The 17,715-nt window shown below is 37.3% G+C and carries 17 protein-coding genes; 2 read left to right on the top strand and 15 right to left on the bottom strand.

Translation table 11 applies throughout. The features are described 5' to 3' along the window. Positions 1-848 precede the first annotated feature (848 nt). From ACFXN8_RS12215 to cymR, 4 genes are all read right to left on the bottom strand, one after another. Entirely contained in the window at positions 849-1,508 is a 660-nt protein-coding gene (locus ACFXN8_RS12215) for a tetratricopeptide repeat protein (RefSeq protein WP_386845342.1), read from the bottom strand. An 82-nt stretch (positions 1,509-1,590) separates the two neighbouring features. Then, positions 1,591-2,715, bottom strand: a complete 1,125-nt coding sequence (mnmA, locus tag ACFXN8_RS12220) for a tRNA 2-thiouridine(34) synthase MnmA (RefSeq protein ID WP_386845344.1) — start codon at positions 2,713-2,715, stop codon at positions 1,591-1,593. 56 nt (positions 2,716-2,771) lie between these two features. After that, entirely contained in the window at positions 2,772-3,917 is a 1,146-nt protein-coding gene (locus tag ACFXN8_RS12225) for a cysteine desulfurase family protein (RefSeq protein ID WP_386845346.1), read from the bottom strand. 79 nt (positions 3,918-3,996) lie between these two features. Continuing rightward, a complete protein-coding gene (gene cymR, locus ACFXN8_RS12230; protein ID WP_053596201.1) occupies positions 3,997-4,416 on the bottom strand; it encodes a cysteine metabolism transcriptional regulator CymR in 420 nt (139 codons plus the stop codon). Between the two features lie 224 nt (positions 4,417-4,640). Between cymR and ACFXN8_RS12235 the strand changes: the two genes are divergently transcribed. Continuing rightward, the gene (locus ACFXN8_RS12235; protein ID WP_386845348.1) at positions 4,641-5,930 is read left to right on the top strand and encodes a replication-associated recombination protein A; all 1,290 of its coding nucleotides are present in this window, start codon (positions 4,641-4,643) and stop codon (positions 5,928-5,930) included. Positions 5,931-6,069: 139 nt separating this feature from the next. On the opposite strand, the gene ACFXN8_RS12240 is transcribed toward ACFXN8_RS12235, so the two are convergent. The 5 genes from ACFXN8_RS12240 to ACFXN8_RS12260 all read right to left on the bottom strand — a co-directional run bounded on the left by ACFXN8_RS12240 (position 6,070) and on the right by ACFXN8_RS12260 (position 10,607). Beyond that, the gene (locus ACFXN8_RS12240) at positions 6,070-6,792 is read right to left on the bottom strand and encodes a hypothetical protein (RefSeq protein WP_386845350.1); all 723 of its coding nucleotides are present in this window, start codon (positions 6,790-6,792) and stop codon (positions 6,070-6,072) included. Positions 6,793-7,267: 475 nt separating this feature from the next. Then, on the bottom strand, positions 7,268-7,786 hold the full coding sequence (locus ACFXN8_RS12245) for a hypothetical protein (protein WP_386845352.1): 519 nt from the start codon (positions 7,784-7,786) through the stop codon (positions 7,268-7,270). Between the two features lie 216 nt (positions 7,787-8,002). After that, positions 8,003-8,389, bottom strand: a complete 387-nt coding sequence (locus tag ACFXN8_RS12250) for a hypothetical protein (protein WP_376073812.1) — start codon at positions 8,387-8,389, stop codon at positions 8,003-8,005. A 398-nt stretch (positions 8,390-8,787) separates the two neighbouring features. Next, positions 8,788-9,549, bottom strand: coding sequence for a tRNA threonylcarbamoyladenosine dehydratase (locus tag ACFXN8_RS12255; RefSeq protein ID WP_376073814.1), 762 nt, complete (start codon positions 9,547-9,549; stop codon positions 8,788-8,790). Between the two features lie 179 nt (positions 9,550-9,728). Further along, positions 9,729-10,607 carry a LysR family transcriptional regulator gene (locus ACFXN8_RS12260; protein WP_386845355.1) on the bottom strand — a complete coding sequence of 293 codons (879 nt, stop codon included), beginning with the start codon at positions 10,605-10,607 and terminating at the stop codon, positions 9,729-9,731. A 95-nt stretch (positions 10,608-10,702) separates the two neighbouring features. Between ACFXN8_RS12260 and ACFXN8_RS12265 the strand changes: the two genes are divergently transcribed. Further along, positions 10,703-11,863, top strand: a complete 1,161-nt coding sequence (locus ACFXN8_RS12265; protein WP_386845357.1) for an MFS transporter — start codon at positions 10,703-10,705, stop codon at positions 11,861-11,863. Positions 11,864-11,944: 81 nt separating this feature from the next. Here the strand turns inward: ACFXN8_RS12265 and ACFXN8_RS12270 are convergent, their stop codons facing one another. The 6 genes from ACFXN8_RS12270 to ACFXN8_RS12295 all read right to left on the bottom strand — a co-directional run bounded on the left by ACFXN8_RS12270 (position 11,945) and on the right by ACFXN8_RS12295 (position 17,665). Continuing rightward, a complete protein-coding gene (locus tag ACFXN8_RS12270) occupies positions 11,945-12,922 on the bottom strand; it encodes an N-acetylglucosamine kinase (RefSeq protein ID WP_386845359.1) in 978 nt (325 codons plus the stop codon). Between the two features lie 152 nt (positions 12,923-13,074). Further along, a complete protein-coding gene (locus ACFXN8_RS12275; protein WP_386845361.1) occupies positions 13,075-14,157 on the bottom strand; it encodes a DUF871 domain-containing protein in 1,083 nt (360 codons plus the stop codon). Between the two features lie 26 nt (positions 14,158-14,183). After that, entirely contained in the window at positions 14,184-15,512 is a 1,329-nt protein-coding gene (locus ACFXN8_RS12280) for a PTS sugar transporter subunit IIC (protein WP_376073819.1), read from the bottom strand. Between the two features lie 45 nt (positions 15,513-15,557). Continuing rightward, a complete protein-coding gene (locus tag ACFXN8_RS12285; protein WP_376073821.1) occupies positions 15,558-15,878 on the bottom strand; it encodes a PTS lactose/cellobiose transporter subunit IIA in 321 nt (106 codons plus the stop codon). Between the two features lie 13 nt (positions 15,879-15,891). Beyond that, positions 15,892-16,200 (bottom strand): PTS sugar transporter subunit IIB, encoded by a 309-nt coding sequence (locus tag ACFXN8_RS12290; protein WP_323647521.1) that lies wholly within the window; start codon positions 16,198-16,200, stop codon positions 15,892-15,894. 289 nt (positions 16,201-16,489) lie between these two features. Then, the gene (locus tag ACFXN8_RS12295; RefSeq protein WP_386845364.1) at positions 16,490-17,665 is read right to left on the bottom strand and encodes a GNAT family N-acetyltransferase; all 1,176 of its coding nucleotides are present in this window, start codon (positions 17,663-17,665) and stop codon (positions 16,490-16,492) included. Between the last annotated feature and the right edge of the window lie 50 nt (positions 17,666-17,715).

The following is a 17,715-nucleotide window of genomic DNA, read 5'->3' on the forward strand; positions in this document are numbered from 1 at the left end:
ATGACGCTTCGCTTTCGCACAGTTAAAACATTTGTTGCTGACGCTTCGCTTTCGCACAGTTAAAACATTTGTTGCTGACGCTTCGCTTTCGCACAGTTAAAACATTTGTTGCTGACGCTTCGCTTTCGCACAGATAAAACATTTGTCGCTGACGCTTCGCTTTCGCCCAGAGCAAAGCTTCCTGGGGGCGTCCGATGAGCCGCTTGGGCCAACAGATGTTTTTTGCGCGAAAGCGTAGTGCTAACGAAGCGTCAGCAAAGTGTTTTTGTCTGTGCGAAAGCGTAGTGCAACGTAGCGACAGCAACAGCACCGATGTTGGTCACGAAGGCGTTATCACAGGATGTGATGGTTTTAGTCTTCGTTCCTCTATTGCTGATCCCCAAGGAGTCGCCCAGCCGGAACGAAAATCAACCAATTCACCTAGCATGTATTATTTAGCATAGGATGTTATTTATAATAATAATACTTTTGCTGAGGAGTTGTTGATTTTTCACGGAGAGTGGCGACTCCTGCGGGATGAGCTTGCGCTGAAAGCCCCGCAGGAACGTAGTGACGAGGAGAATCAATTATGCCTCGGCATAATTGCGTCCGGAATCGGCTTTGTGCATGCACAAAGAACTCCTTTCCGATTCCGTGACATCCGCCGGAGGCTGTAACTTCTTCCAGCAGGTTATCCAAACACCTGTTGAAAGAAGTTACAGCCAAGCCCGCGGAAAGCGCCAACTCGGAGTGAAAATCAACCTTTGCTTATTGATACACTTTAATATATGTTCCCTTGTAGACAATTTGAAAGGATGCCAATGTAATTTTGGCATCCTTTCAGTATTTTTGAGAGCTTTTAAATTATATTAGTTAAATCGCTGTGCAATCATATCGTAAAGATAACGTGCTTGGTCGTATTCTGGCTGTAATGTAAATGCTTGTTTTAGGTGGTACATAGCATCTTCTGTTTGCTCAGTAGATACCGCATATAATACACCTAAATTATAATGTGCATCTGCGTTATTCCAATCCTGTTCAATCAAATAATCTAATTCCTTTTTACCTTCTTCAAACATTTCTAGCGCACATAGCACGATCGCATATGCTAGACGAATTTGTGTATCTTCTGGCGCAAGCTCTGAAGCTCGTTGTAAGTATGGCAGTGCAAGCTTCGAATTTTCCATTCGTTCAAAGCATTTGCCCATCATATAATACACATCTGCGCCTTCAATTTTATGTTTTAGTGCTTGCTCATAAAGCTTTACTGCTTCCGCATATCGTTCCGCATTATAATATAAATTTGCTAAACCATAATAAGCAGTTGCTGCTGTTTCATCGACAGTGATTGCTTTTTGAAAAAAGCGTTCTGCTCGTTCAGTATCCTCTAAGACTGCTAAGAGATTTCCGAAATTCACATAACCTATTGGGTTTTCAGGCTCTTCTTCAATCGCTTGTGTAAAAAGTTGTGCAGCATCCTCGTAGCGCTTTTCTTGAAACGCTTGAATGCCTTGCTCGTTAAAATCCATTGTTTTTCTTCACCTCTATGTAGCGAAAGACTGCCTAAATTCTATACGCTTTAGGAAAGAGTATAAGCAGTCTTTGCGCAAATTAACCTACATATGTTAGTTTTTCGTTATTTTTAAAGACTTCGTCGATTGTACCGCCACCTACACATTCTTCACCGTCATATAGTACAACAGCTTGTCCAGGTGTAATCGCACGTACTGGCTCAGCAAACGTAATATGTGTACGTCCATCCTCTAAAATTTCCACTTCTACTGGTGTATCTGTTTGACGATAACGGAATTTTGCTGTGCATGAAAATTTCCCGGGCAATTTTTTTGTCGAAGTATAGCTCATTTTCACAGCAGTCAGTGAAGTTGAAAATAGCGAATCATTATTGAAGCCTTGTCCAACTAGTAACACATTGCGCTCCAAATCTTTCCCTAACACGAACCAAGGCTCCCCGTCACCACCAATTCCAAGACCATGACGTTGACCAAGCGTATAGTACATTAATCCGTCATGTTGGCCCATTACGACACCATCCATCGTCTCCATCTTACCAGGTTGGGCTGGTAAATATTGACTTAGGAATTCTTTGAAATTACGCTCTCCAATAAAGCAAATTCCTGTTGAATCTTTTTTCTTCGCTGTCGCTAACCCAGCTTCCTCCGCAATTTTACGGACTTCCTTTTTCTCAATATGTCCAATTGGGAACATTACATGCGACAATTGTTCCTGCGATAATTGGTTTAAGAAATACGTTTGATCTTTATTATTGTCAATGCCTCGAAGCATTTGAACTTCGCCATCGCCACTACGATCAACTCGAGCATAGTGACCTGTCGCTAAATAATCAGCTCCAAGATCCATCGCATGCTCTAAAAACGCTTTAAATTTAATTTCCTTATTACACATAACATCAGGATTTGGCGTGCGTCCTGCTTTATACTCTTCTAAAAAGTAGGTGAAAACCTTATCCCAATATTGCTTTTCAAAATTCACTGCATAGTACGGAATCCCGATTTGATTACATACTTTAATAACATCATCATAGTCTTCTGTAGCTGTACAAACGCCATTTTCGTCTGTATCATCCCAGTTTTTCATAAATATCCCGATTACTTCATATCCTTGTTGTTTTAGTAAATATGCAGCAACCGAAGAATCTACCCCACCCGACATGCCGACAACAACACGAATTTGTGAGGGGTCACGTGTTTCTTTCATTATGGTCACCTTTTCTTTTATCAAAATTCCATTACATGTACAATTTTTGCAAATTATTATTTTGCGAGTCTTTTCACAATCGCCGCAGTTTTTTCAGCAGCATGTTGTACGTCAGCTTCTATTAAACCTTGGCCGAAGCTAAAGCGGATCGAGTTACGTAATTCCTCTGTCCCTTGTCCAAACATCGCAACTAACACGTGTGATGGATCAATGGAGCCAGCAGTGCATGCAGAACCACTAGATACGCAAATACCTGCCATATCAAGATTTACAAGGAATGACTCTACTTCCATACCAGAAAAACTTACATTTAAAACGTGTGGGAGCGTATTTTCTAACTCTCCATTCACATGAAATGCTAGATTTTCCTTCGTGAAAACATCCAGCATAATTTGCTTAAAGCGATTGTATAGCACTCGCTTTTCTTCTCGCAACTCATTTGCAATTTGTACTGCAGTTGCAAAGCCAATCACTGCGGGCACATTTTCAGTACCTGCACGGCGTTTTTTCTCATGTGCTCCACCTAATGCATAGCTAGTAAATGGTGTCCCTGCTTTTTGGTATAGGAAACCAATACCTTTAGGCCCATTAATTTTATGTGCGGAAACACTTAGCAAATCAACATGTAAATCAGCAACATTAATTGACTCTAAACCATATGCCTGTACAGCATCTGTATGGAAAACAGCCTTATGTTCGCGTAGCAAGTTACCAATTTCGGCAATCGGTTGAATTGTACCGACTTCATTATTACCGTACATAATCGTTACTAAAATTGTATCCTCACGCAATGCATTTCGCACGTCTTCTACAGAAACACGTCCTTTTTCATCCACCGGCAAATATGTCACATCAAAGCCATCTCGCTCAAGCTTTTCACAAGTATGTAAAACCGCGTGATGTTCAATTTGTGTGGTAATGATATGCTTCCCTTCAGCAGCCCGTGCATAAACAGTGCCAAAAATAGCCGTATTATCCGCCTCTGTTCCGCCACTTGTTATAATAATTTCCCCTGGTTGAGCACCAATTGATTTGGCAAGTATTTCACGTGCATCATCTAAATATTTGCGCGCCTCTCGACCTATCCCATGAATACTTGATGCATTTCCATAAACTTGTTGCATTGCTGTAGTCATAGCGTTTATTACTTTGTCATTCATTGGTGAAGACGCAGCATGATCGAGATAAATATATGAATTCATGTTGAAAACTCCTTTGTACGAAAAGCGCTAAAGATTCGTCTCCATGCCACAGGGCAAGGAGCTGTGCTTTAGCCTAATTTTAAATATAGAACATATAGCCTTCCGCTACATTTTCCTCCGTATATTGTGCTAAATCCTCAATTGACGTTGTATCTAATACATTTTTCACAGCATCACGAATACGGAGCCATAATTCTCGCTGAGGCGCTTCTTCATTTTCAATACCTTCTACTGGTTGAATTGGACCCTCTAACACACTAATAACATTAGCCGCCGAAATTTCACTTGGTGGATTTGCAAGCATATACCCACCATATGCACCGCGTACACTTTTCACTAAGCCAGAATTACGTAATGGTGAAACCAACTGCTCTAAGTATGCCTCAGAAAGCTCCTTTTCAGCAGCGATTTTGCGTAGTGGAATAGGTCCTTCCCCATAATGCTTTGCTAATTCAATCATAATCGTTAGACCATAACGGCCCTTTGTAGAAATTTTCATTTTATCACCCTCAAATAGTCTAGTCAAAAATACTACCAACAGTATAACATAATCTCCTCTCGCAAAACTCGGAAATACTCTCGGGAGGTTATGATATACTATTACTTGCGCCTTAGTATAGTTAGGCAAAATACTATGTAATGCTTCATTATAAGCACAAAAAAACATTTAGCCCGCTAAAAAAAGTTGAAAATCAATGAAACAGTTGAAAGGGGGAATTTTCAATGCATAATGAACCACTCGCTTATCGCATGCGTCCTTTAACCCTTGATGAGATTGTAGGACACCAAGATTTTATCGGTCCTAATACCGCTCTTTATAAAATGATTCAAAATGAGCATGTTCCATCCATGCTGCTATTTGGTGAACCAGGTATCGGCAAAACGTCAATAGCGAATGCCATAGCAGGAAGCTCGAACCTTCCCTTTTTCGCGCTTAATGCTACTCGCGCAGGTAAAAAGGATGTTGAGGATATTGTACAGGAAGCTAGAATCTCAGGGAAAGTCCTCTTTTTTTTGGATGAAATTCATCGTTTTAACAAATTACAGCAGGATGCTTTGTTGCCACATGTAGAAAACGGCTCCATCGTGTTAATTGGAGCTACGACGGAAAATCCATACCATGATGTAAATCCCGCTATCCGCTCACGTTGCGGAGAAATATACCAACTTCAACGTTTAACGAAAGAAAATATAATCGAACTTATAAACAAAGCACTTTCTGATGATAAACGCGGACTAGGGAAACATCATTTTGTCTTAACAGATCATCAAATTGAACAAATTGCTGAAGCAGCTAATGGTGACGCTCGGAAGGCCTTAACTTTGCTTGAATCGATTTATTATGCAAGTGATGAAGTGGACGGTCGAACAGTTGCTGCTGATCATATCCTTAAGCATCTTATCGGTAGAATTGGTGTTTATGGTGATAAAAAAGGATCCCATTTTTATAATTTGCTATCCGCGTTGCAAAAATCTGTTCGTGGAAGTGATACGAATGCAGCTTTGTTTTATTTAGCTCATTTATTGGAAATAGGTGATTTAGTAGCTGTTAGTCGACGCTTACTTGTTATGGCTTATGAAGATATAGGCCTTGCCAATCCTGATGTAGGGCCGCGTATGCTCGCGGCTGTACAAGCAGCAGAACGTTTAGGGCTACCCGAGGCACGTATTCCGCTTGCAAGTGCTGTTATTGAAATGTGCCTTGCATCAAAATCTAATTCTGCAATTGCAGCCATTGATGCCGCCATTACCAGCATTCATGAAGGAAAAACTGGCGATATTCCGCATCACCTACGCGATGCTCATTATGAAGGAGCAAAAGATTTAGGTCATGTAGGCTATCAATATCCCCACAACAGCCCTATCGGCACATTTGGAGGCTGGGTCGACCAGCAATATTTACCTGATGAGCTAGTGGGCACAGAATTTTATAAACCTGTTATTGCAGGTGAAGAAAAACGAATGGCAGGAATCTACGAAAAGCTTAAATCTTTTCATAAGGATGAAAAGTAATAACGTTTCTAGATTAGCTTCACTGAAAATCATAATATACTATTTTTTCATGAAAGTAGGGCACTTCAATCTGAACTAGAAGCGCCTTATTTTTTTATCTTATTACTCCCCCTAATAAACAGGACAAAGTGCTAAGCAATCATCCTGTAAAGGTAGCCTTATTTGTTGTATAGCGCTTATTGTAAAATCGGTTCAATACGTCTTCCACATTTCTCATTGATGATAATTTAGTCGTTTCTTTCTGTTCTTTTTCTTTTTCTTTTTCAATATCATGTAAATAATGAAGAAAATCGTAGGTCTGATAGAGTAGACTAGCAAATTCCTGAGAGTTTTCCCGTACTTCAAAGCGAATTGCTTTTACAGCAATCGCTTGACCGATCGATTGCTCCCTTGACGGAAAGGTCTGATCATCCTCATTATCATCTGTAGTTCTATATAATAATTTTAATGCTTCATTAACTTCCTTGTTATCACTAAATCGTTCCTTTATCCACCGTAAGACAAATTGTACTAGAACAACGGCATAAATAAGTGACAGACATTCATCTTCAAAAGATTTTTTCGACAAACGTTTAAAGTACTCAGCTTGTGTTACCAGTTCGAATATGATTGAACGAATTGGGTACAGAAGCGCATGTCCACTGTTGATATATAATTTTTCTTGACCTTTATACAATGCCAACCAAAAATCTCTAACTAATGAGATGGATTTTCTTGTCGAGAGAGCTAGTTGACATTGAATAAGCTCATATTCAAGTGTTGGTTGTATAAGCTGTTGAAATAAAAACTCCTCATCCTCACTTACTAATAAGAGTGGTTTTTCTAATTTCTCCAAATCGATTTCGATACCGTTTATTAACATCGAACGTCCCCCTTCAATCAATTATGCCTCGGCATAATTGCGTCCGCCGGAGGCTTTAACTTCTTTCAGTATGTAATAAACCTTAATCACCACCATAACGTAGGGTTGATTTCCGTTGCAATCGGTACTCCAATCAACTTGTACATAGTATACGTTTTAACAATCGATGATGAGCCATAAATCTTACACATAGATTTTCAATTTTTTAACTATATTTCGACAAAAATTTATAAATACCTTTTAAGAAAAAAGTCCTTTTTTTATTTTCATACAACAAAATTTCAGCACTACTATACCATTCTTCTCTCAATAATCTATAAACATTAACAAAAAAATCTGCAAAACTTTAAGAGTCGGAAACCCAATCATCCCTCGCAAAGTAGATTGCTGTAAGGATTGGTGGATTAACCGCAAAAAGTAAGCAGATTAAAACTGTTATTCTATTTTCTGAAAGTGATGATAAATCACTCGTAAATTATACCGTAAACTCATGATCAACAAATACTTTAAATTGCTGTAAGCATTGTTTGACAGCACCTTTTTGTTCAAGTACTGCATTTCGTAGTGATACGATTTTCTCTTCATCTTTTACGACTTCACTGTAAAGTGCGAAAATCGCTGATAATAATTGTTCATTCTCTTCCTGGTCAATACTAGGTAAAGAATAGGCTGCAATCGTTAATAATTGCTCAACTTTTTCAGGTGTTTTTTGTAACTCATTGGATGAATAATAAGTTGATGCCGCTAAAAAGTAGCAAAGCTTTGCACAACAATCTATAAACAAATGCCAATATGTATTGGCACTTGGTAATTCACCCGCTCTATTGTCTAAATACTCTTTATAAAATGTTGTAACTTGTGTATATAAAGGATTTAGTGCTCTCATAGCCTTTGGATAATTATTAGATGTATCCAAATAGTCAAATACAATATCATTCATTTTCTGCTGAAGTTTTACAATATCTAAATGATCACGAATTACTTGAATTTCCATTTTACCACTCTCCGATGTGTTCTCATTTGTTTTCTAAACGTCATTCCTACTTCCTTAAGTAGTTCTGTACATTCCAAACAAACTGATCTATTATCTATTGGAATTTATTCAAATTATAGCAATAAACCAAATAGAGAAGTGGTCACATGAAAAAAATAAGGCAATTTCGTGAATTAATAGCATTTTGAACACCTTAGGCGAACTATTTTGGTAAAATTATGTTTTTTGAACATAATCATCAAATAAAGATCGCTCTTTCGTTCGATCAATAATTTCTATTATACTTCCTTGCGCATATTTTTTTATTCTTTTTTGCGGTATATAAAAATAGGCCGTGTTTGTAATTAACCACTCACTAAGTGTTAGTTCATTACCTGGCTGTTGATTTGTCAATATACGTTTATGTCGGAGTATATCCGCCATTTTGTAAAAACCATCTGATAGCTCGTAAGCCGACACATCAAAATTAAAAATAGGGCTAACAACCTGACCAACATCAAAAATGTGTATTGTTTGCCCTTCTTCATCAATAGCTAATTCTACTGTGCTAATTTCATCGAATAGATTTAAGCCTCTATATTCCATTTGATAGATTTGCTCCATTATAAAACGCCTCCTTTTAGGTTCTACAGCAAATATTGGAGGAGTCATAATGTGAAGCTGCCCTCACGTTCAGGCGTCTGTCTCTCCCTCATTAATTACCTGGCAAATATCTTAGATCCTTTTTTTTACAACGCTCCTATTGTAACATATAAAAAGCAGCTGTCTTAAATGAGACAGCTACTTCCATAAATTGGCCCACCTCCATAACTGATGGTGATTTTCTTCCCGTCTGGGCGCTTTAGTGGTGGCGGCCGCTGATTCTTCTGGGGATACCCTTTTTATTTTTACCGAGAAATTATTTGAGTTTATCGATAGATATTGTTAATTTATCGATGAAGATTTTGAATTTATAGTCCAACTTTTTAAATTTATCGACACACAGATTTTTCAAAGGTGTATTAGCCTTGTACACGTGTAATTTTTATATCCTTTACGATTGTATTCACTACCCAGCTTGCTGCTATTAAGCCAGCCACTGAAGGAACGAAGGCATTGGAAGATGGAGGCATTTTTGCTTTACGAATAGCTGCATCCGGTTTTCCGACATGCTCCACAACATCTGGACGAACTACAATAGGACTCTCATCCGAGAACACAACCGTTACGCCTTTATGAATACCATCCTTCCGTAATTTCGTACGGATTATTTTAGCCAATGGGTCCGTATGTGTTTTGGAAATATCCGCAATTTTGAAACGAGTAGGATCCATTTTATTGGCTGCACCCATACTAGAAATAATCGGTATGTTACGTTTTAGACATTCCTTCATAAGATGAATTTTATACATCACTGTGTCACTTGCATCAATAACATAATCTATGCCTTGTGCGAAAAATTGCTCATATGTTTCCTCCGTGTAAAACATGTGCATATCAATTACTTCACACGCTGGATTAATATCAGCAATACGCTCTTTCATGACACCTGACTTAGATTTTCCTACCGTTGAAAGATAGGCAACTAATTGACGATTAACATTCGTAATATCTACATTATCCTTATCCACCAAAATAATGCGGCCAATACCACTTCGTGCACATGCCTCAGCAGCAAATGAACCTACACCGCCTACACCAAGAATGGCTACTGTTGTATTTTTTAATTTTTCGAGTCCCTCTGCTCCTATTGCGAGCTCATTACGTGAAAATTGATGTAACATCCTTACACTCTCCGTCTATTGAATTTTTTTATTAGTAAACCTAGTCATATACTAAGAAAATCAAAACTATATTACATTTTATCACGATATTCATCAAGTGAAAATTATAATGTAATTCTAACAAAATACTTTAGTCTCTAAAAAGCCGATTTCGAAATCTGGGACTGTCAGGAAAACTATTATTTCTTACTTTTAAAAACCTTCCTCGCGATTGTAATAAATTCTTTAACTGCCGGTGGAGCATCATCAACAGAGGGACAAGCTAATGATACATTACGCCAATTCGTTATACTCAAGCTTCCAATTTGTAAATGTTGCTGAGTTTTTAAAAACAATTCAGGACCAATAGTAACACCGAGCCCCTCTTGTACCATATTAGCTATTGTATTACAATCATGTACTTCAAAACGGATAGTAGGTTTTATATTCCCTAATTCAAATAACCCCTTAATATGCCATTGATACATACCTGTAGGCATAATAAAAGGTTCATTTTGTAACTCCTGAATATTTACAATTTCATGATTGCTAAATCTATGATTAAAAGGAAATGCCACAACCATTTTATCCTTGATAAGTGGAATTATTTCAAATGTTGAGGTTGAGCCTGTTTCAACCACAAAGCCAATATCTACAATTCCAGTATGTAACCATTCGGTAATTTCTTCATAAGACCCCTCATAAAATTTGAATTCTATCTTTGAATATTTTTTCTGAAATTCAGAAAGTATTCTGGGTAATAAACATGAAGAAGCACTCGCAAAAGTACCTAAACGAATTGTACCTATTTCTAAATCTTTCGTTAAGGCAATTTCTTGATTAATATTCTCCAATCGTTTTAATATTTCCCTAATATGAACAAGTGTTTTTTGACCTATTTCAGTAAGCGTAATCCCCTTTCTTCGATCACGATTAATTAAAATAACTCCCCATTCTGTTTCTAGACTAGCAATGGCATGACTTACAGCAGATTGCGTCATATTTAATTGCTCAGAGGCTTTCGTAAAGCTCTCTAACTCAGCAATCTTACTAAATATTTCAAAACGAGTGATTGTCATGAGTATTTACTCATCTCCTTAATAAAAAACATCAATTTTACTCATAATAGCATGTTAGATAAAATGATAACAAGTTTTTAAAAGGAGTGAAAATATTGAAACACTATGTCATCTATTTATTAGCATTAGGTGCCTTTTTAACAGGTACTGCTGAATTTGTTGTATCAGGAACATTAGAAATAATTTCCTCAGATTTAAATGTATCTATTGCAATTGCTGGTCAACTAATAACCATGTATTCCTTATCCTATGCTATAGGGGCACTTATTTTAGTAATAGTCACATCAAATTTTGCTAGAAAAAAAGTACTAATCTATTCCTTGATTACTTTTTTAATTGGAAATATCCTTGCTTTTTTCAGCTTTAATTATGCTCTCTTAATGCTATCCCGTGTAGTGCTAGCAATGAGTGGAGGCTTATTTATTGTTGTAGCTACAAACTACGCTTCCTACCTTGCTAAGCCTGGAAAGCGAGGTAGTGCAATGGCAACGGTAATTACAGGGTTCACAATTTCGTTAGCACTTGGAGTACCAATTGGTACATTCATTGCAGCATATATAGATTGGCATAACATTTTCCTTATTATAGGAGGTGTAACGCTACTTACTATTATTTTACTTTCTAAATATTTACCTAAATTAGATGGGGAAACGCCAATGCCCATTAAAGAACAATTACTACTTTTAAAAGATAAGCGCTTACTTAGTGGGCTATTTATAACCGTATTTTGGATTCTCGGTTATACATTTGTTTTTGCTTATATTTCTCCTATTTTAAGCTCATATGCAGGATTTTCTATAGAAATAATAAGTATATCTCTTCTAATTCTAGGTATTTTTGCGTTTTTCGGCTCTCGATTTGGCGGGTATGCCGTCGACAAGTGGGGATCTTCTCGTACGATATATTTAAGCCTTGCCATACATTCCTTAGCTTTATTTGTTTTAACATTTACTATTTCCTCAACAATAGGAGCGTTCATGACAATTATCATTTGGGCAACTGCAGCATGGACAACTACCCCGGCTAAACAATATTATCTGACTTCTTTAAAGCCAAAATCCTCAGAAATTATTATAAGTTTCGACACAGCCATCATGAATATTGGTATGACTTTAGGGGCTGGATTAGGTGGATTGATAATAGAATATTCAAGTGTTTTCAATTTAATATGGCTTGGAGGCTTAATGGTATTAGCAGCATTAATAATGGCTGCCTATTCATTTAAACTTAATAAAGACAAACTAATACTAGATTAATTAAAATAACAACATAAATCCATTTTGATATTTTTCAAAATGGATTTATGTTCTAAGTTTCTATATTTCAAATAGAATTCGTTATTTCCACCGTTCATAATTTCTCTGGAAATCCTCTACAAACTCTGAAGCAATTTGAATATTTACTTGCTTGAAAGCCGCAATTACCGCTCCACCAATTGGTTGTAAAACTGGGGTCATAAATTGCAATGGTATCCCATCAGCTTGTGCAAATTGCTGTAATTTCGATAAAAAATATGCTTCATTAGTAAAAACGCCTCCCACTAGTACGACAGGTACGTCCCCTTCCTCCCAAGTCATATGAGCGTAACATGCTTTAATCGCCACATAATATTTCTTACAAGCATCCTCAATGATCTGAATAGCAACACGATCTCCTTTTTCTGCCCCATCAAAAACATATTTACTTAACGGTGCAATCACTGTCCGAGGATGCTCCGCTCCATATATACACTCAATTAATTGTGGTACATTTTCCACAGAAAAATAACGCAATACAACATCTGTCAAACCTGTTGGATCTCCTCGTCCATCATAGCTTTGAAAAATAGCCTTCAGCACTTGAACCCCTAAATCATAGCCACTGCCCTCATCATCAAAAAGATAACCCCAGCCCCCTACTCTATGAAAATGTTGCTCACAATCGTAACCCATTGTGATAGCGCCTGTCCCTGCAATTTGCACAATACCTGCCTGCCCAAGTGTGCCTGCATAAAGTGCAATTAAAGCATCATTATCAACAAAAACATGTGCTGTTTTAGGAACGTATTGGCGTACTATCGTTTCTACAACTTCTTCTGCTTGTAGCTCCTTAACTCCAGCCATGCCAGCAAAACAACTATCTATGGCTGCAAATACTTGCGGATTTTGTTGTTGTAAATTTTGTAGTATATCATGAATCGTTGACTTAAAATATTGAATACCCATAGCTGTTGGGTTACTCCGAGTCGTTACGACTTTGGCATAAATATTGCCCAGCTCATCACAAATCACTGCTGATGTTTTCGTTCCACCACCGTCAATCGCTAATACATACATAATCTTCGCTCCTTTCTTCTTGGCTTAATTGTAGCTGTCGTTTCACTTTCGCTACAGAAAACATTTGTTGCTGTCGCTACAAAAACAATAGCCGAATCAAGAAAAAAGGGATTAAGCACTATCAACTAATGGCTTAATCCCTTCTTCTGTAATCATTTTGTAAAACCAAATGATGCCCATGGCTGAATATTTGCTAATAAGAATTGCTCTTCTTCTACAACTCTTGCCACAACATTTGTTGATCCGGCATTCGGTATTTCCTTTAAAACAATTTGAAGCTCACCCTTATAACGTACATCTAAATTATTATCGATAGTCACATCCCCCAATTTTAATGGGTGGCTATCATGGGCAGGGAAGTCACCATTTTTATATTTAACACGAGATTGTGTACTACGGATTACGTAATCCGAAACATCGCCACGATTAAAATGTGGCTCCTTAAAAAGAATTGCTTCTTCTAAAACAGACGTTTCAACAGACTGCTCAACCTTCAGCTCTAGCTTATGGCGATTTAATTGGCCTAATGCACGTATTTCTTCCTCAGAAGCATACATATTGCCAATAATACAATCATCTATTAAACCAGTGTGCCATAAATCCTTTGCTTGCACAGTAATTGGCAGATGACGATGCTCTTCTAATGTTGGCAAGCCATGCTCGGTTTTTTCCCAAGGCCCAAACATAGCATGCTGAGATGAAATCATTGCTGCTGTTCGAATATGATTCGCTTTAAATTGTTGAGATGTTTGTAAAAAATGTTGACGTGATAAACCTGTAAAACGTCTTGGATAAAAATTATGACAGCCAATAATATTATCTTTATTCGGTTGATAGGATAATATATTTTCTACATATTTAGTACCGTTACTAATATTTAACTCTATTTTTAAATTGCTTGCATCGAGGGACATAAACGCTTCTTCCTGGCCAGAAAAACCCATATCTAAGCGCAATGCCGTTAAATGATAATGCTCTTTAAAGTACCCAATATCTTTATACGTTAAGCCTAAATCTTCAAAAACAGCTGGTGCAATATCAGCTGAAATTTCAAAGCCAAGCTGCTGCGCAAATTTATTGATTTGCTGTAATTTTTGTCGTTCCTGATCGTTATTTAACGACATTAGACATGTAAATATTCGATCAAAACCATTGTCATGAGCGAGTTGAACATACCGCTTCATATCTTCTAGTGTACTATGCTGAGGATATAGTGAAATCCCTAATCTTCTCAATTGCTAATACCTCCATTAGTTCACAATTACACTTCTACTTTTTGATTTTCTAATTCTGAAACACGCTGTTCGTTTTGAGATTCTGATTCAGCCTCTCGTTGTTCATTCTGCTTTGCGATACGGTTTGCCATCGAAATAAACGGTAAATAAATACACACTGCGACGATCAGTAAAACAAGACTAAGTACAGCTCCTTGCCAAGATTGAGTCGCTAAGAATCCATTAATAATCGGTGGCGTTGTCCACGGTGGTGAAACTGTAGCTGCCGGTACAAAGCCCCACTTTGTTGCAAAGAAAGCAATTGTTACGTTAATCATTGGTGTCAAAATAAACGGTACAAATAACACTGGGTTTAACACAATTGGAAGACCGAAAAGTAATGGTTCATTAATATTGAAAAGACCTGGTGCTGCCGACAATTTTCCAACGGTATTATATTGTTTATTCTTTCTAGCGATAATGAAAATAGCAATAATAAGTGCTATTGTCGTACCAGAACCACCCATATTGATGAAGGCATCAAAGAATGGTTTATTAACGATGTATGGCGCTACTTCACCAGATGAAATTGCTCTTACATTCGCTTCAATCGCTGGTAAATTTATTGTTTGCATAAATGGTTCGATTATATTAGCACCATGAACGCCTAATGTCCATAAAAACGTAGGAATGAATGCTAAAACTAAAGCCGCAACCCATGTATTCGTTAAGCCCATAAACGGCTCTTGAATCGCTGAGTAGAATGAACCGACAATATCAGGAATATCAAAGCCTGCCGAAATAATTGTACGAACTAGAGCAAATAAACCAATTGTAATAATAGCAGGTAATAATGCAGCGAATGATTTTGAAACAGCTGGCGGTACACCATTCGGCATTTTTATTAGTAGCTTAGGGTTGCCAGCCAATCTACAAAATACTTCAGTTGACAGCAAAGCAACAATAATGGCTATAAACAAACCACCTGTACCTGTTGTTAACCCTGTTAATCCACCTTCACCAAAGGTTCCAAACGTCATATAACTGGAAAGGCTGATGACACCGGCTGAAAGTCCATCCTTTTCATAGCTTTTAGCAAGATTATAAGCAATTGTAAAGGCTAGTAATAGCGAGAGAATTCCAAATGTCGAGTTCCAAATATTCCCGCCCCACTGTGTCCAAGTTTCATGCTTCCAGATAGCATCAAGTGCATTTTGATAAAATTTGATAGGCAAATTATTAACAAGTACCGCAAGTGATCCAACAATTGTCAATGGCATGATTGTAATAAAACCATCTCGAATGGCAACTAAATGACGCTGATTCCCAACCCTAGCTGCAACCGGCACAAATTTTTCTTCTAAAAAACGGAACATTTCACACACTCCCTTTACTTTTTATTGTGACATCAAGGCTTGATGCTACTCCCCTTTGATTCGTTCATACAACTCAATCATTTCAGATGCTAAATCACGAAACGTAATGGCATTCATTAAATGATCCTGTGCGTGAATTAACAGCATTGACACCTCTACTTTTTCTCCCCTTGCCTCTTGTGACAGTAAAGCCGTCTGAGAATGATGCGCTTCAATCAATGCATCATTGGCTAGCTGTATTTTTTCCTTTGCTTCCTGAATCTGCCCATTTTTTGCTAGCTGGATAGCCTCCATACACTCACTTTTCGTATTACCACTGTGCACAATCAGTCCCATAATGGATTCCATCAAAACTGTTTCTTCCATTGCCGTAGCCCCCTTAACCAATCAACTTTAATGCCTGCTTTAAAACATTTTCGCCATTCATCATGCCGTAATCCATCATGTTAATGACATCAATCGGGAAATTTTCCTTGTATTTTGTTTCAAATGTTCCTTTTAAGTAACGGACTTGCGGACCCAGTAGCAATACGTCCGCCATTTTAGTAGCTAATATTTTGTCGACCTCGCTTTCAGCAATCGCATAAATATCCGCCTCAATATTTTGTTCTTGTGCTGCTTTTTGCATTTTCGACACTAGCAAACTAGTACTCATTCCAGCTACACACACTAGCATAATGTTCTTCATCTAAACACTCCTTTTCGCGATTTAAGATTGTCTTTCTAGCGACTATAATTGTTAAATTTCGAATTATGAAATCGCTTTCTTATGTTGAGAATAGCACCTATTGGTATATACCACAATATCCTTTTTACACTATTTTCTTCCTTAAAAAACAGTTTTGAAAACTGGGCTATATCGTTGTTACAGACTACTGAAAGGATTCATTTAAGTGGTATAGTCCAGAAAAAAGTTTAAAAAAATTTAAATTTTTAGAACAAACCGATCGATAGTTATTCATTCATGAACGCTTTTCTTAAAAGTATTCATAAAATGCTGGTTTTTTAGAAGGTAATGCAAGCTGCCATCGACTAATCATATCTTCAGTCAAATGTTTATTTGCATACAAAAGTGCATCCTTTACAGAAAAATAGCCAACCATCATCGCTGAAAAAAGATTAATTGGTAATGTTAACATATGCATTTCTGGGATAGAATTAGTCTCAATTATTGAGACATCCCCACTTTTATTTATTTGATAAACGTGTTCATTCCAACTACAAAACGCATCTTCAATTTGAATATATAACGGTTCCTGAATATCGCCCCACGGATAATGTTGCATAAACCTCATAGCGTCAACTATCCTTACCATTACATCTTGAACGACTTCCTTTTTAAACTGTGGTTCTTTAAAATAGAAGCCAAATTGATGGTTGTTAGAAGTAACTCCTTTGATGCTATTTACACTCGCCGCATGCGACGTTATAAAACGCCAAATTGCTTGTTCTGCTTGTAAATCTTCAGCTATAAAATCATGAATCTCAAACGTTTCATCCCGAATGATATAACGAATATAACCTGCAATTTGATCAGCCTTAAAATAGGCCGCCAAATGACTATCAGGCATCCTTCTCTCTATTCTGTTCCACCAAGCATCATCTCGTAGCATACTTCCATTATGGAAAAGTGCCTGTGCATTATGAAAATCCTTAATCGCCTGAAAAAGATCACGATCTGGCCATTCAAAGCTCATACGTTTTACTACGTCCAACTGCTTTCCGAAAGAAGGAAACATCGATTGTGGAATCGTGTAATATAGCTTCTCAAAAAATAATTCCCATCCAAAATAACGATAAAAGGACACAGAAAATGGTGCTAACACAGAAATACTTTGCCCATTCTCTCGCATTTTCTTTAGTGCCTCTGTCATAAGCTTTTTGATAATCCCTTGCTGCCGATACTCAGGATAGGTTGCAACAAAGCCAATTCCGCCCATATCATAATTTTTACCATGGATTGTCATATTAAGTGGCAATATTAATAGCTGTCCAACTACTTTATGTTCATCGTAAGCACCCAATGTTGTGCTATGCTCAACCCAATAATGAAAATCATCTCGCCGCGCATCAGTATACTTATTAGGAAAACAATAATCTCTTAATTGATGTACCTGCTTATAATCTTCTGGTGGAATTATTTTTATTTCCATATGCAAAATCACCTCCTTCCAACACTGAATATTCCCGCAAGCCCCTGAGA

Source organism: Lysinibacillus sp. NPDC059133, assembly GCF_042755925.1.
Lineage (GTDB): Bacteria > Bacillota > Bacilli > Bacillales_A > Planococcaceae > Lysinibacillus.